This window comes from Aquimarina callyspongiae (assembly GCF_034322225.1).
Taxonomy (GTDB): domain Bacteria; phylum Bacteroidota; class Bacteroidia; order Flavobacteriales; family Flavobacteriaceae; genus Aquimarina.
In genome coordinates this window covers 1-14,901 of the sequence record NZ_JAXLPA010000004.1, presented here as the reverse complement: position 1 = coordinate 14,901, position 14,901 = coordinate 1, and the positions used below count along the sequence as shown (strand labels likewise).

Here is a 14,901-nt window from a genome sequence, read left to right as displayed (position 1 = left end):
AAAACTTCAAAAAGTATCAACCATTATTTAAATAAGATTTAACTTATAATTAAAAATGGTATTAAATTACCTAACAAAGATTTGTTAGTTAAAAATTCCCTCTTTACAATAATTTAATCTAAAATTTCCTTTTAAGTCAAAAAGGAATACCATAATTTTGAGTGCAAAGATAACAAAATTAGAGCTTTAAACTCAATAACCTCTGTTAAAATACCTATGTCGCAGGAAGTTAGCCATATTTATTTCGTTCCGGGAATGGCAGCGGATGTATCAATTTTTGAATATATTGAACTTCCAAAGGATACATTTAAGACATATACAATACCGTGGAAGATTCCTGAAAAGAAAGAATCCATGGAAATGTATGCTAAACGAATGTGTGAAGAAATAAGGCACGAAAATTGTATTCTAATAGGTGTTTCTTTTGGTGGAGTCATGGCACAGGAAATGAGTAAGTATTTGAAAATCAAAAAACTTATCATTATTTCTAGTGTAAAAAATAAATATGAATTGCCTAAGAGAATGAAGTTGGCAAGAAAAACAGGGGCTTATAGGTTGTTACCAACATCAATTGTGTCTAAGATAGAGAATTGGGAAAAATTAGCTTTTGGAGATTTTGCCAAAAAAAGAGCTAAAATGTATCAGCGATATTTATCGGTGAATGATAAAAGATATCTGGATTGGGCTATTGAAAAAATGGTATGTTGGGATCAGGAAAAAGCTTCAGAAGAGTTAATACATATCCATGGGGATAAGGATATTGTATTTCCAATTTCAAATATCAAAAACTGCATAACTGTAGATGGGGGAACGCACGTCATGATTATAAATAGGGCAAAATGGTTTAATAAACATTTACCTCAAATAATCAATGATAACTTGCATTAGTCTAACTTTTTACGTTATATTGTAAACATAAATTTTATTCCCCAAATAAAATCTACTTAGTAATGAAGACAATAAAAAAAGTTTTAGTTGTTCTGGGTGTTCTTTTTACATTTGGAATATTAGTAAATGCTACAAAGCAAGAACCTGAGAAACCTATGGCTCAAGAGGTTCTAGAAGAAAAATTAATAAACGATTATAACGTTTATGCCATCCCAATGCCAGATAACCTGAATTTTTCAGGAGAGTTGGTTCCTGTTGAAAATCCGGATATTAGAGAGCGAATGGATAGAGAGTTATTAGTCAATACATATTGGCAATCTAATGGATTGTTGTTATTTAAACGAGCTAATAAGTTTTTTCCTATCATAGAGCCTATTCTTAAAGAAGAAGGAGTTCCTGATGATTTTAAGTATTTGGCAGTAATAGAAAGTAGTCTTACACAGGCAGTTTCTCCGGCAAGAGCAACCGGGTTTTGGCAAATATTAAAAGGTACTGCAAAAGAATACGGTTTAGAAGTTAATGCTAACGTTGATGAGAGATATCATATAGAAAAATCTACTCGAGTTGCTTGTAAGTATTTAAAGAAGGCAAAAGAACGTTTTGGTTCCTGGACCTTGGCTGCAGCTGCTTATAATGCGGGTAGTGCAGGAGTAAATAAGAGACTTACCAAACAAAATGTAAAAACATATTATGATCTTTTGTTAGGACAAGAAACCGGTCGATATGTATTTAGAATTGTTGCTGTAAAAGAAATTCTTAGTAACCCTAAGAAATATGGTTTTAACTTTAAAGATGAAGATCTGTATAAGCATATACCTACATTTGATGTCTTAGTAGATGAGCCTATCACTGATTTTACAGATTTTGCAAAATTGCATAATATAAATTATAAGATTTTAAAACTTCATAATCCCTGGCTTAGAGAAGCACATCTTAATAATAGTACGGGAAAAGAGTATTTTATAAAAATACCTAGAGAAGGATATTACAAAACAGGCTTTGGACAATAAATGTCTGTTTTGTACTAAACAATGATTTTGTAAGATTCTATAAAAAATCATACTCTTTAAATTGATTATTTTTATAAGTTAGCTGCTATAAAATTATGGTATGAATACATCTGTGCTTATTTCATTAATCCTAATAGGTTTATTAGCAGGTTTTTTTAGCGGTACTTTAGGGATTGGAGGAAGTGTAATAATGATTCCTTTGTTAATCTTATGGGTTAATTTTTCTCAACACCAGGCACAAGGTACTAGTTTGGCTGTGTTAGCTGTACCTGTTACATTATTAGCTGCGTATAATTATTATCAAGAAGGCCATGTTAACTGGAAATATGCAGCTATAATTGCAGTTACTTTTATTGTAGGAGGGTATTTAGGTAGTAAACTAGCAATATCTATTAATCAGACACTTCTTAAAAAAATATTTGGAGGAGTATTAATGATTGTTGCTCTAAAAATGATTTTTGGGAAATAGTTATTTCTAGTAATCTAAAATGGGTATAAATTTACCGTTTTTCTTCATATACAACATTTTCCATTCCCATACCTGTTTAGGAAATTCATTATCTCTAAAACCAGTAAGATAAGGTTTGTTTTTGTGAGTTATAGTTGCTAGTTTTTTAGAAGTAGAAATGTGGTATTTAATTTCATCTATAGAAATATCAATAGCAGTAAATTCTTTTCCTTTTCTAATAGTTTTAAAAGAATCTTTAAGATCATCCTCCATTTCTTTAAAAGAAAACGATAAATGACCAATAGAATTAATTCTTTTTACAGCTTCTTGTATTTCAATTTTATGAAGTTCAATATATTTTTTTACTTGCCCCTTTTTAATAATATGATCCATTCTCTTTACAAGTGTAGCAAGGTTTTCATAATCTGAAGCTTTAAAATCTTCACCATCATCCCATATATGATAAGGGATGTTATTTATATCAAAAGTAAAAAAGTTAGAGTTACTTTTTTTGAGTTCAATCTTTATATCTTCATCAGCAAGTTGACCAGATTGTATAACTTCATTTTGGTAAACTCCTATTTCATATTTATCTTCTTGAAAATCCCCAATAAGCTGAATTGTATTCGTGCCATTTACTAAAAGATCCCCAATAGGTAGAGAATTAGATCTACTAGAGGATTTAGTATCTTCTAACGATCTATATACTATAGGTATTCCATTTATAAGTATACTACCGTAAGATTTATCGTAAAAATGAGCAACAAAGTTATAATTTGTAATTTTTACTTTTTCTACTTCAGTATCTTGATCGTTTAATTTTATATTTTCATCTTCAGTGAGGATTTGCTCTTTTTTTGAAAAAGTTGAACAACTTATCAAGACCAAAAAGAATGAAATTTTCAATAGATTCATTGTGTTATTGTTGTGATTCTATATAATTAAGTAATAATCTATAAATTTGAATACAAGATTTTGTGGACGCGAAAGCTTATCGATTATTATCTTTTTTTAATCGACTAATAGAATCTTTTTCCCTTCTGTATTGTTCATACTCTGCATCAATATCTCTTTCTGCATCAGTCCGGGTATCTTTTTCTATTATTTTTTCTTTTTCGGGGTTACGTTGTTCTTCTAAAAGTTGCTTTGCGTCTATATCTGCAATTAAAAGAGAAACCCCTTTAGATAAAGAATTGAAGTGTATATTATAAGAATTGCTTAGCGTTTCACTAGAATGATGAGTAACTACTTTACGAATATCTAAGATTTTCTTCTCTTCATCCATAAAGTACATCATCGGAAAACCAAGGGCATGTTTTAGTTTATTGATAATATAAGAATCTTGATTGGTTTTTTCGTTAACATAAACCATCTGCACATGTGAGTTATACTCTTTGATCTTTTCTTTTAGTTTTTCTTTGGTATCCCAGAAAATTATGACAAAATCAATTTGATCATGAAACCTGTCTACAAGATCGTTGTATGCAGGAATTTCTCCAACACCAGGTACACACCAGGATGCATATGAAAGAAGAAACATAGGCTTTTCATACTCTCTTAAAGTGATAGGATCTCCTTTTAAAGGATTAACAGTAAAATCATCCAAATAAGTACCATTAAGATGATTGGTTACAAGAGAGTCAAAAAGAAATTCTGCACGCTCTAAATCATTATCTTTATATGCTTCATCAATTCTCTGATTGTATTTTACAATATGGGCAGAAATAGCAACAGAGAAAGGTATTCTAACTTCTTCCTGAGAGAATGTATTGGTAAAATATAAAAAGAGTATTCCTAAAATTAATAATTTCTTCATTACAAATTAATTACAATAGCTAAAGTACTATAAAGTCTTTTAAATAAACGTTTTTTTGAAATAAAAACTTCTTGTTGTGGTGTTTATTTATAAGGGTTGTGTTTCACTACTTTTTAATAGATAACGTAATACTTTAGACAAATAGTGTGCCTAAATCTTTTTCATTTGTTGTTTCATCATAGAGATCTGATCCTTAAGCATATTATGCTTATCTAATTTTTTAGCTTCTGTAAGTAAATTTTGAGCTTCTCTTTTTCTTCTTTTAGTCATTGCAATACCCGCTAGGTTTAGTTTGGCTACTGCAAGATCTTGATTCATAGATAATCCAAGCTTGATAGCTTTTTTTAGATATTTTTCTGCTTGTGTAATATTAGTTTGAGACAGCATAATACCTAAAAGGTAATTATAATAACCTTGTTGCTTTGTGGTAAGAGCGCTTTCTGGGTTTTTGATTTTGTTAAGCCATTTTTGAGCACCTTCAAAATCCTGCTTCCGTAACCGCAAAAATGCTAATAGGATTAATTCATTTTTAAAATATAAAAAGACAAAGATTAAAGATAATAATATTAGCATAATTCCATTGCCTATATATCCTTCGATCATTTGCCATACTGCAGTTCCGATAATTAATACTGCTATTACTAGTTTAATATTCTTGTTGTACATTTTTGACTGTAATTTAATGTTTAGATGTTTTGTAATTATTTGTGTAAGTAATTGATGTAGGAATCTTTGTGTCTGGAGATACAGTCATAATGCTATCTCCTTTGCAAGATCCACTAACTTTTGCTTCTGTAATAAGTCCCGTTTGGGGATCAATTGACATGATGGATTCTTGAGTTCCAGTTAATGCCATACTAATATCTTTATTAGTGGTGTTCATTTCTATTGTAGCATCTCCTACGAGTTGCGCTTTTTCATTATCAATTGCTTCAATTTTCCAGGTGTTTTTTGCGCTCAGATCACCAGTATATTGATTTTGCCAGGTATCACCTTTAGAAGAGGTATTGTTACCGTAAACATAAATCATTTGTTCAAAATTATTGATCAAAGTTTCATCTCCCCATTGTCCGTCTAATGAGGCTCTTATAACATCAACCATATTAGGCTCTGTTATTTTAGCACTCTTTAGCATTGAACTTATCAAATTTTCTGCACCATTAAACGAAACTATTTTTCCTGTCCTAAGCATAGTAAAAGTAACGGGAGCATCAACAAGTCCTTGAAAAATCAGCGCTTGAATATCTGTAGAATCTGGAGTGACTGAGGTATCTACGGTCATAAGATCACCAAGAGAAGGAGAACTCATTTTCATTTTTAAGCTCTTATATTGCATTTCTATGGAAATACTATCTTCTTGTACTTTTACAACATTAAAAAACATATCGCCGCCAATTTCATTAGTAACCACTTGTTCTCCATAAGGCAATGTTTGCGTAATATGCTGGGTTGTATTTTGATGTATGATAAAAGAATCTTCTGTTGTAAGATTATATTTTAACTGTTTTTGAGCAAAAACAATCATCGATACGAAGAATAGTAATACTAGTAATAGTGCTTGTTTTTTCATAATTGAAACAGTTGTCTTAAATTTGGTGCAAAGAAACTAATTTTTTCGGATAAAAAATATTTGATATTTAGGTTTGTCAAAGTAAAAACTCTTCGTATATTTGCCCGCAGTTTTGAGGAGAGATACTTCAAAAAATCAAAATTAGATATTTCAAGAAGATTTATAAAGATAGATAGCAATGAAAAGAACGTTTCAACCATCAAAAAGAAAAAGAAAGAATAAACACGGTTTCAGAGAGCGTATGGCTTCAGTAAATGGTAGAAAAGTGTTAGCTCGAAGAAGAGCAAAAGGTAGAAAGAAGTTATCTGTTTCATCAGAGTTAAGACACAAGCACTAATGATTTATGTGCGTTGAAAATATTTAAGGTGTTACTGTAGAGGTAACGCCTTTTTTTATATCTAATTTGTATTGTTAAGCATAATTTGAGAATAAATGCCTAAAAGAGAAAACCTTAAGAGTATACTGATTATTGGATCAGGTCCTATTATTATTGGACAAGCGTGTGAATTTGACTATTCTGGAACACAAGCTTTACGATCCCTACGTGAAGATGGAATCGAAACCATACTGATCAATTCCAATCCGGCAACCATTATGACAGATCCGTCTATGGCGGATCATGTATATCTTAAACCGTTGAATACAAAATCGATTATAGAGATCTTAAAAGAACATCCTCAAATCGATGCAGTATTACCAACTATGGGAGGACAAACAGCGCTAAACTTATGTATAGAAGCTGACGAAAAAGGAATCTGGAAAGATTTTGATGTAGAGATTATTGGAGTTGATATTGATGCAATCAATATTACTGAGGATCGTGAGCAGTTTAGAGAACTAATGCTTAAGATTGGTATTCCTATGGCGCCACAGGCAACAGCAGGATCATACCTTAAAGGTAAAGAAATAGCACAGGAATTTGGTTTTCCGTTAGTAATTAGAGCTTCTTATACATTAGGAGGTGCCGGAGCATCATTTGTACACAAAGAAGAGGATTTTGATAAATTATTAACTCGCGGACTTGAGGTTTCTCCAATCCACGAAGTAATGATCGATAAAGCCTTATTAGGTTGGAAAGAATATGAGCTAGAATTGCTTAGAGATAATAATGATAATGTTGTTATTATCTGTACTATTGAGAATATGGATCCTATGGGGATTCATACAGGAGATTCTATTACGGTAGCTCCTGCAATGACATTGAGCGATAAAACATTCCAGAGAATGCGTGATATGGCAATACATATGATGCGTAGTATTGGAGATTTTGCCGGAGGATGTAATGTACAGTTTGCTGTAAGTCCTGATGAGAATGAAGATATTATCGCCATTGAGATTAATCCTCGTGTTTCAAGATCGTCAGCATTGGCTTCAAAAGCAACAGGATATCCTATTGCCAAAATAGCTGCAAAACTAGCCATAGGGTACAACCTGGATGAATTAGATAATCAAATTACTAAATCTACATCAGCGTTATTTGAACCTACACTAGATTATGTAATTGTAAAAATACCACGTTGGAATTTTGATAAGTTTGAAGGATCTGATCGCGAATTAGGACTTCAGATGAAATCAGTAGGAGAAGTAATGGCAATTGGTCGTTCTTTCCAGGAAGCACTCCACAAAGCAACTCAATCTTTAGAGATAAAAAGAAATGGATTGGGAGCTGATGGTAAAGGATATAAAGATTATGATCAGATTATAGATAAACTTACTCATGCCAGTTGGGATAGAGTATTTGTGATCTATGATGCAATCCAGATGGGAATTCCTTTAAGCAGGATTCATGAGATTACAAAGATTGATATGTGGTTCTTAAAACAATATGAAGAACTCTATAATCTTGAAAAAGAGATTTCTACCTACACTATCCAATCATTAACAAAAGATTTGATTCTTGAAGCAAAGCAAAAAGGTTTTGCAGATAGACAAATTGCTCATATGGTTGGTTGTTATGAAAGTGAGGTGTATAATAAACGTGATGAATTAGGGATTAATCGAGTATATAAATTAGTGGATACCTGCGCTGCAGAATTTAAAGCACAAACTCCTTATTTTTATTCGACTTTTGAAGCAGAGATTGAAACTCCAGAAGGAGAAAAATATGTTGCTAACGAAAGTAAACCAACAGATAAAAAGAAGATAGTAGTACTAGGATCAGGCCCTAACCGTATCGGTCAGGGAATCGAATTTGATTACTGTTGTGTGCACGGAGTTTTAGCCTCTGCAGAGTGTGGTTATGAAACCATTATGATCAACTGTAACCCTGAAACGGTTTCTACTGATTTTGATACGGCAGATAAATTATACTTCGAACCGGTATTCTGGGAGCATATTTATGATATTATACGTCACGAAAAACCAGAAGGAGTAATTGTGCAGCTAGGAGGGCAGACAGCCTTAAAACTTGCTGAGAAGTTAGATCGTTACGGGATAAAAATTATTGGTACTAGCTATCAATCATTGGATCTTGCAGAAGATAGAGGTAATTTCTCTACATTGCTAAAAGAAAACAATATTCCTTATCCAGAGTTTGATACTGCAGAAACTGCTGACGAAGCATTGGCAGTAGCAGATCGATTAGATTTCCCAATCCTAGTAAGACCTTCGTATGTATTAGGAGGACAAGGGATGAAAATTGTGATCAATAAGCAAGAGTTAGAAGAACACGTAGTAGACTTGTTACGTAAGATCCCAAATAATAAATTATTATTGGATCACTATCTTGATGGAGCTATCGAAGCTGAAGCAGATGCAATTTGTGATGGAGAAAATGTATACATTATTGGTATCATGGAACATATAGAACCTTGTGGGATACATTCGGGAGATTCTAATGCAACTTTACCACCGTTTAACTTAGGTGAGTTTGTAATGCAACAGATCAAAGATCATACATATAAAATAGCAAAAGAGCTAAAAACGGTAGGGTTGATTAATATACAATTTGCTATTAAAGACGATGTTGTATATATCATTGAGGCCAATCCACGAGCATCTCGTACCGTACCATTTATTGCCAAAGCCTATGGAGAACCATATGTAAATTATGCAACAAAGGTGATGTTAGGAGAGAAGAAAGTAACAGATTTTGATTTTAAACCGCATTTAGAAGGATATGCGATCAAACAACCTGTATTCTCTTTTAATAAGTTCCCGAATGTAAATAAGAAACTGGGACCAGAGATGAAGAGTACTGGAGAAAGTATCTTATTTATTGATGACCTTAAGGATGATCAATTCTATGATCTATACTCAAGACGTAAGATGTATTTGAGTAAGTAAAATATTCGATAAAATTTTTATGTATCCCGTTTTCTATATAGAGAACGGGATTTTTTTTATGGTTTTAAAATTTAATTCAATTTTATTTAAAAAACCATGGTAACATATCCCTTAGTTAAGACACATACTTATAGAGATTTAAATAATAGAGAAATATAATTAATATAAACATATCAAATACTTGAAAAATGAAAAATAAAATTTTGGCATTACTTTTAATAGGAATTTTTTATGGAGTGCAAGCACAACATGATTATGATAATCAGGGAGTTATTTATTCTTTTGGAGCTAATGAAGTAAGTATTGGTAATAACACCATTTTAGGAAATTATGATAGTACACAATCTGTACTGGAATTAATGAATACTAATGGAGGTTTTTTAACCATTGGAAGAACAGGAGATTCTAAAAAGAAAATAACCATTGGAGCTACTCAGTTTGGAAATACTTTATATTTTCCTAAAGATGACGCTTTTAATATATCGGCAGGCGAAAATATTATGACTATTAAAGGTAAAGATTTAGGAGGTAATGTAAAAATAAATACAGGTCTTGGTGTAGGTGCAGATCCTTTTGATGGAATTAAAACATATGTATTCCAGGATAGAACTACTGCGCCTTCTTATGGGTCTTCAGCATTATTTGCTTTTAATAGTATTTCGCATACTAGTGGTGAACAAAGTAAAATAAGAGGAGGATGGATTCTTAGTTTAAATAATAAGTCAGGAGTAGTAAATGAATCTGTGGGTATCGATGTAGGATCCGGAAATGAAAGTAGTGCTACGGGTATTGTAAAAAATGCTTATGGAGTAAATATTGATGTTCAAAAAGGTAACGGAACGGTTAATAATGGATATGGTGTATTTATTAAAAGAGTGCAAGGTGAGAACACTTATGGAGTATATCAGCAAGGAACTACAACAAAGAATTATTTTGAAGGAAACGTTGGTATTGGAACTTCAACACCAGATGAAAAACTAGCCGTAAATGGCACCATTCACTCTAAAGAAGTACGAGTAGATCTTACAGGATGGCCTGACTACGTTTTTGAAGAAAACTATAACCTTCCTTCTTTACGAGAAGTAGAAAATCATATTACAGAAAAAGGTCATCTGATTAATATTCCATCCGCAGTAGAAGTTGAGAAAAATGGTATTCAATTAGGAAAAATGAATGCAAAACTACTTGAAAAAATCGAAGAACTGACATTGTATACTATTGCTCAGGAAAAAGAAATCAAAGAATTACAGGAAGTAAAAACTAAGAATGCTGAATTAGAAGCTAGATTAGCGAAGATTGAAGCTTTGTTGATTAAAGAATAATAATAAGAAAAAATAAATCAAATGAATAGATATATAATTTACTTTTTTCTTCTTATAAATGGGATAATAATGGCACAAGATTTACCTGATTATGCTCCAGTATCTCCTACTGCGGCAAGTATAGGTAAATTTGGAACATTTCCTGTAAATACCAACTTAGGAACCACCAATATTTCCATTCCATTATATACAATAAAGCAAGGAGGTATAGAAATTCCGATAGGTTTAAGTTATAATGCTGTCTCAGGAATAAGAGTTAATGAAGAAGCGTCCTGGGTTGGATTAGGTTGGACGTTAAATGCGGGTGGTGCGATCGTTAGAAATGTAAAAGGACAGCCAGGTTCAGAAGATATACCTGAATTAGGTTCTATATTAGATTATACCTTAGAAAACTATACCTATTTATATAATGTTTATAAAGGTAGAGCAGATACTGCACAGGATGAATACCTGTTTAACTACTCAGGTCTCTCAGGGAAATTTTATTACGATCAAAATAAACAAGATTTTGTATTTAGTGATTATAAACCAATTAAAATTACTGGTTATGATAATGATTTTAAAGCATACCCTTCGAATGCAATTCTGGAAAATGGCCAAAAACTAGAGTTTTATGAAACTGAAACTATAGATAGATGGGCACCTAGTACTTTAGAAAATAAGTATAGAAAATATATAACAACTTCATATTTGAGTAGGGTGGTTTCAGCCAATTTAATTGATGAAGTTACTTTTGAATATGATGAATATACCTTTGAGAAAGGAAAAGAGATTACAGGGGATAATATATCGGTATGTGGGATATTAACGAATACAAATAATTGGACATCTCCTCCCGCAAATCCATCAATATCCTCTCCTTTTGATGTAATTGAAAAGAGTCTTAGGAAAATAAACTTTAAAAATGGCTACGTACTTTTTGATTATAGTATGGATAGAATTGATAGTGATTCTCCAAAATTAAATAATATCAGTGTATATTCTTTGGTTAATGGGATTAGTAAACTAATAAAACAAATTACATTTAATTATAGCTACTATAATAGATTTGGAGGAAAAACATACAGTACTTCGATTCCAGGATATGATTCTAACAAATATAATAAATCACTAAAACTAGATAGAGTAGAGGTATATCCAAATAATAGTAACCCTGAAATATATCGTTTTGAATATAATAACACACAATTATCAAGTAGAAATTCATCTGGCCAAGATTTCTGGGGATATGCTAACAATAATTCTGAAAGCTTTGTACATAAACGTAATGCAACTTTATATTTCCCTTCAGTGACCACTCCCACTTTTGCAGGGACTTCATCACTTAATGCTGAAATTGGTTTTGGGAATAGAAATCCGGATGAAGAAAAAACAAAAGCGGGTATTCTAACACGTATTTATTACCCTACTGGAGGCTATACAGATTTTGAATATGAAGCAAATAAATATCTTGTGACCAATACGATTCCAACATATGAACGTAAAAGCGCATTTATTTCATCTCAAGGTGCACAAGGAGGATCCCCTCCACATTGGTGTTCTCCTACGGGTCTACAAAATACATCATTTAGTCCTGTTACGAAGCCGTATAATGCTAAAATAGAAATTTCTTTTTCTGATGCTTTAGGAGGGTTAGGAGATGAATCTTATGTTGAATTTAATGGAACCGTTTATCAAAGAAATAGAACGAATCCTCCAACATTGCCCTATTTATCAACAATTATTAGTGAAGATGTTACTCTTTACCAAGGTAATAATTATACCATTGAAGCTTGGGAAAAAGGAATAGGAACTAATGGAGCAGCAGGTTGTCCATTTGTTACAGCAAGAGTAAGTTGGGATGAATTAACTGGTAGTACAACAGAGACAGTCGAAAAATTAGTTGGCGGGTTACGTGTTAAATCTATAACTAGCTATGATGGTACAAATCCTGATTTTTTAACAAAAAAAGAATTTGACTATACAACACCATCATTGCTAATACCAATTGTGTATGAAGATTATCAAACAATAAATTATCCTGATTGTACAAATTCATTTTCTTCGCATCCTTCATATGCATTAAATATAAATGGAGGCCCATCAGTAGAATATAAAAAAGTTACTGAGTATAATTATGATCATTCAAGAAAAGATAATGGTAAAATAGTGTATGAATATGAGCCTACACCTTCTGATCGTATTATTGGTACCGGACCAGGTAGTGGTTCAATGTTTAATATTTTTGTACACCCAGATCATTATCCTTGTGTAGTTGGAGGAGTTAACATAACTCAAGAATGGCCTTATGTAACATTATTACGAACTCGAAGTTATGGCAATTTTAGTAATTATTATACAAAGAGTTGGGCTAGCGGGAGCTTAAAAAAACAAGAATTTTATAAAAGAAATGCAGATGATAGTTATACATTATTACGAAGTATAGAAAATAATTATACAACAGTTGATGAATCAAGTTTAGCGATAAATTATGTCAAAGCTACATTTGGTTCTAATACATTTGGTCCTTCTCCTTCAGTAATGGATAGATGTGGTCTTCAGGCTTTTGCTAATAATTCCTTTATATATAATACAGGTTTTTATTCTTTTGGAAAAAAATTGTTGACTAGCTCTAAAGAAACTATTTATAATACCGATGGTGCAAATCCTGTTGTAGTAGAAAATTCTTATGTTTATAATAATCCTGATTATTTCCAAACAGCAAGCACGATTAAAAATAGTAACGGAGAAGAGTTAAGAACTTCAACGTATTATCCGTCAGATGTTGGAGTACTTTCTGGTTTAACATCAGCACAACAAAATACAATTACTCGTTTACAAGAAAGTGATTTGCATAAAATAGGAACTCCCATCCAAGTGGAAAGTTATAAGAAAGAAGGAAGTCAGGAAATCTTATTATCCAGACAACGAACATTGTTTAAAGATTGGGGTGGTAATTTGATTTTACCAGAAGTTGTACAATTAGGAAAAAGTAATGATGCTTTACAAGATCGGGTAGAATATTTAGACTATGATAATCACGGTAACCCATTAGAAGTTTCAAAAGCAGATGGTTCTCATATCAGTTATATATGGGGATACAACCAGGAATATCCTATAGCCAAAGTTGAAAATGCTACACGTAGTGAGATTGAAGCCTTATCTGGATTTGGTGCTAATTTCCATACAGGAGTTACGGGGTTAACCAATACACAAGAAAATACTTTACGAACCGATCTCCCCAATGCAATGGTTACGACCTATACGTACGATCCACTGATTGGAGTGACCAGTATCACTGATCCAAGGGGTTATACGATCTACTATCAGTATGATCAGTTCAACCGATTGCAATATGTAAAAGATGCTGATGGGAATCTGGTAAGTGAAAATCAATATAACTACAAAAACTAGTGAAGATGATACAGAATATTCTAAAATATATCAGCGTTGCATTACTTTTTGTAAGTATGACAATGCAGGCACAAACACAGTCTACGATCACACTCTCTGCAGCTACCTCTGGTAATTATACCGCTACAGAAAGTATTATACTGGCTCCAGGATTTCAATCCACGAGTTTCTCTGCTTCTATTATAGCAGAGCCTTATTTTGATCCTACACTGAGTGCTACAGAAAATTATGTGTTTACCAGGGCTTTTCAAGCTCCTATAACAGAAACTCAATTACTTGACCCAAACATTGGGATCCAAAGTAATAAAGACGTCATTGAAAGCATTACCTATTTTGATGGATTAGGAAGACCTAAACAACAAATAGGGATCAAAGCTTCTCCAGAGAGAAAAGATATCATCTCCCATATAGGATATGATGATTATGGAAGACAGGATAAACAATACCTACCTTTTGAATCTAACGCAGTTGTAGGGAGTTATAAGACGGTTAATATAAGTACTGATATCAACAGTTATTATCAAACCAAGTATCCTTCAGATTTTACAGGAATGGTACTGGCAGATGTGAATGCTTATTCTGAGAGTGTATTTGAGCCTTCACCTTTAAATCGGGTACAAGAACAAGGAGCTCCAGGAAAAGACTGGAAAGCCAATATAACAACAGAAATTGATCATACCATCAAATTTGATTGGGATAGTAATGGTACCAATGAGGTCATCTATTTTGATGTTAGTTTTCCTTTAGTGAGTGGAGTACCCAATACCGAAGTTCCATCACTAGTTAAAGATGGATATTACAATCCTAATGAATTGCAGGTTACCACTACCAAAGATGAAAACTGGCAACCAGGTCAATCGCATCTCAATGACCATACTACCAAGGAGTATACAGACAAACAAGGTAGAGTAGTTCTAAAAAGAACCTATAATGACAATATAGCCCACGACACCTATTATGTATATGATGATTTTGGGAACCTGACCTATGTGATCCCTCCAAAAGTAACGCTGAGTTCAACAGATGGAGTAAGTACTACGGAACTGTCAGAGCTCTGCTATCAATATAAATATGATCACAGAAACCGATTGATAGAAAAGAAGATTCCAGGTAAAGGATGGGAGTACATTGTATATAATAAATTGGATCAACCTGTAATGACTCAGGAT

General features: G+C 32.4%; 12 protein-coding genes. 8 read left to right on the top strand and 4 right to left on the bottom strand.

Going from position 1 to position 14,901, the window contains the following annotated elements; genetic code table 11:
• Nucleotides 1-216: 216 nt before the first annotated feature.
• The 3 genes from U0D62_RS16500 (at nt 217) to U0D62_RS16490 (ending at nt 2,367) form a co-directional block, all read left to right on the top strand.
• Nucleotides 217-888: an alpha/beta fold hydrolase gene (locus tag U0D62_RS16500; protein WP_322288427.1), complete on the top strand. Its 672-nt coding sequence runs from the start codon at nt 217-219 to the stop codon at nt 886-888.
• 62 nt (nt 889-950) lie between these two features.
• The gene (locus tag U0D62_RS16495) at nt 951-1,898 is read left to right on the top strand and encodes a lytic transglycosylase domain-containing protein (protein ID WP_322288426.1); all 948 of its coding nucleotides are present in this window, start codon (nt 951-953) and stop codon (nt 1,896-1,898) included.
• A gap of 100 nt (nt 1,899-1,998) precedes the next feature.
• Nucleotides 1,999-2,367 (top strand): sulfite exporter TauE/SafE family protein, encoded by a 369-nt coding sequence (locus U0D62_RS16490; RefSeq protein ID WP_322288425.1) that lies wholly within the window; start codon nt 1,999-2,001, stop codon nt 2,365-2,367.
• 6 nt (nt 2,368-2,373) lie between these two features.
• On the opposite strand, the gene U0D62_RS16485 is transcribed toward U0D62_RS16490, so the two are convergent.
• The 4 genes from U0D62_RS16485 to U0D62_RS16470 form a co-directional block, all read right to left on the bottom strand.
• Nucleotides 2,374-3,261, bottom strand: coding sequence for a hypothetical protein (locus U0D62_RS16485; RefSeq protein WP_322288424.1), 888 nt, complete (start codon nt 3,259-3,261; stop codon nt 2,374-2,376).
• A 76-nt stretch (nt 3,262-3,337) separates the two neighbouring features.
• Entirely contained in the window at nt 3,338-4,162 is an 825-nt protein-coding gene (locus tag U0D62_RS16480) for a TlpA family protein disulfide reductase (protein ID WP_322288423.1), read from the bottom strand.
• Nucleotides 4,163-4,312: 150 nt separating this feature from the next.
• Nucleotides 4,313-4,828 (bottom strand): tetratricopeptide repeat protein, encoded by a 516-nt coding sequence (locus tag U0D62_RS16475; RefSeq protein WP_322288422.1) that lies wholly within the window; start codon nt 4,826-4,828, stop codon nt 4,313-4,315.
• 13 nt (nt 4,829-4,841) lie between these two features.
• On the bottom strand, nt 4,842-5,732 hold the full coding sequence (locus U0D62_RS16470; protein ID WP_322288421.1) for a DUF6263 family protein: 891 nt from the start codon (nt 5,730-5,732) through the stop codon (nt 4,842-4,844).
• A 178-nt stretch (nt 5,733-5,910) separates the two neighbouring features.
• On the opposite strand from U0D62_RS16470, the gene rpmH reads away from it, so the two are divergent.
• From rpmH to U0D62_RS16445, 5 genes are all read left to right on the top strand, one after another.
• Entirely contained in the window at nt 5,911-6,069 is a 159-nt protein-coding gene (rpmH, locus tag U0D62_RS16465; RefSeq protein WP_073314535.1) for a 50S ribosomal protein L34, read from the top strand.
• Between the two features lie 95 nt (nt 6,070-6,164).
• Entirely contained in the window at nt 6,165-9,017 is a 2,853-nt protein-coding gene (gene carB / locus U0D62_RS16460) for a carbamoyl-phosphate synthase large subunit (RefSeq protein WP_322288420.1), read from the top strand.
• A 188-nt stretch (nt 9,018-9,205) separates the two neighbouring features.
• Nucleotides 9,206-10,339 (top strand): tail fiber protein, encoded by a 1,134-nt coding sequence (locus U0D62_RS16455; RefSeq protein ID WP_322288419.1) that lies wholly within the window; start codon nt 9,206-9,208, stop codon nt 10,337-10,339.
• Nucleotides 10,340-10,408: 69 nt separating this feature from the next.
• Nucleotides 10,409-13,732 carry an RHS repeat protein gene (locus U0D62_RS16450; RefSeq protein WP_322288418.1) on the top strand — a complete coding sequence of 1,108 codons (3,324 nt, stop codon included), beginning with the start codon at nt 10,409-10,411 and terminating at the stop codon, nt 13,730-13,732.
• Between the two features lie 5 nt (nt 13,733-13,737).
• On the top strand, nt 13,738-14,901 hold a 1,164-nt coding region (locus U0D62_RS16445), incomplete at its 3' end, for a DUF6443 domain-containing protein (protein WP_322288417.1).

Excerpts from the sequence above, each read along its gene's own strand:
- carB (WP_322288420.1), top strand. The coding sequence starts at position 6,165 with ATGCCTAAAAGAGAAAACCTTAAGAGTATACTGATTATTGGATCAGGT.
- U0D62_RS16455 (WP_322288419.1), top strand. The coding sequence starts at position 9,206 with ATGAAAAATAAAATTTTGGCATTACTTTTAATAGGAATTTTTTATGGA.
- U0D62_RS16490 (WP_322288425.1), top strand. The coding sequence starts at position 1,999 with ATGAATACATCTGTGCTTATTTCATTAATCCTAATAGGTTTATTAGCA.
- U0D62_RS16485 (WP_322288424.1), bottom strand. The coding sequence starts at position 3,261 with ATGAATCTATTGAAAATTTCATTCTTTTTGGTCTTGATAAGTTGTTCA.
- rpmH (WP_073314535.1), top strand. The coding sequence starts at position 5,911 with ATGAAAAGAACGTTTCAACCATCAAAAAGAAAAAGAAAGAATAAACAC.
- U0D62_RS16475 (WP_322288422.1), bottom strand. The coding sequence starts at position 4,828 with ATGTACAACAAGAATATTAAACTAGTAATAGCAGTATTAATTATCGGA.
- U0D62_RS16480 (WP_322288423.1), bottom strand. The coding sequence starts at position 4,162 with ATGAAGAAATTATTAATTTTAGGAATACTCTTTTTATATTTTACCAAT.
- U0D62_RS16450 (WP_322288418.1), top strand. The coding sequence starts at position 10,409 with ATGGCACAAGATTTACCTGATTATGCTCCAGTATCTCCTACTGCGGCA.
- U0D62_RS16495 (WP_322288426.1), top strand. The coding sequence starts at position 951 with ATGAAGACAATAAAAAAAGTTTTAGTTGTTCTGGGTGTTCTTTTTACA.
- U0D62_RS16500 (WP_322288427.1), top strand. The coding sequence starts at position 217 with ATGTCGCAGGAAGTTAGCCATATTTATTTCGTTCCGGGAATGGCAGCG.
- U0D62_RS16470 (WP_322288421.1), bottom strand. The coding sequence starts at position 5,732 with ATGAAAAAACAAGCACTATTACTAGTATTACTATTCTTCGTATCGATG.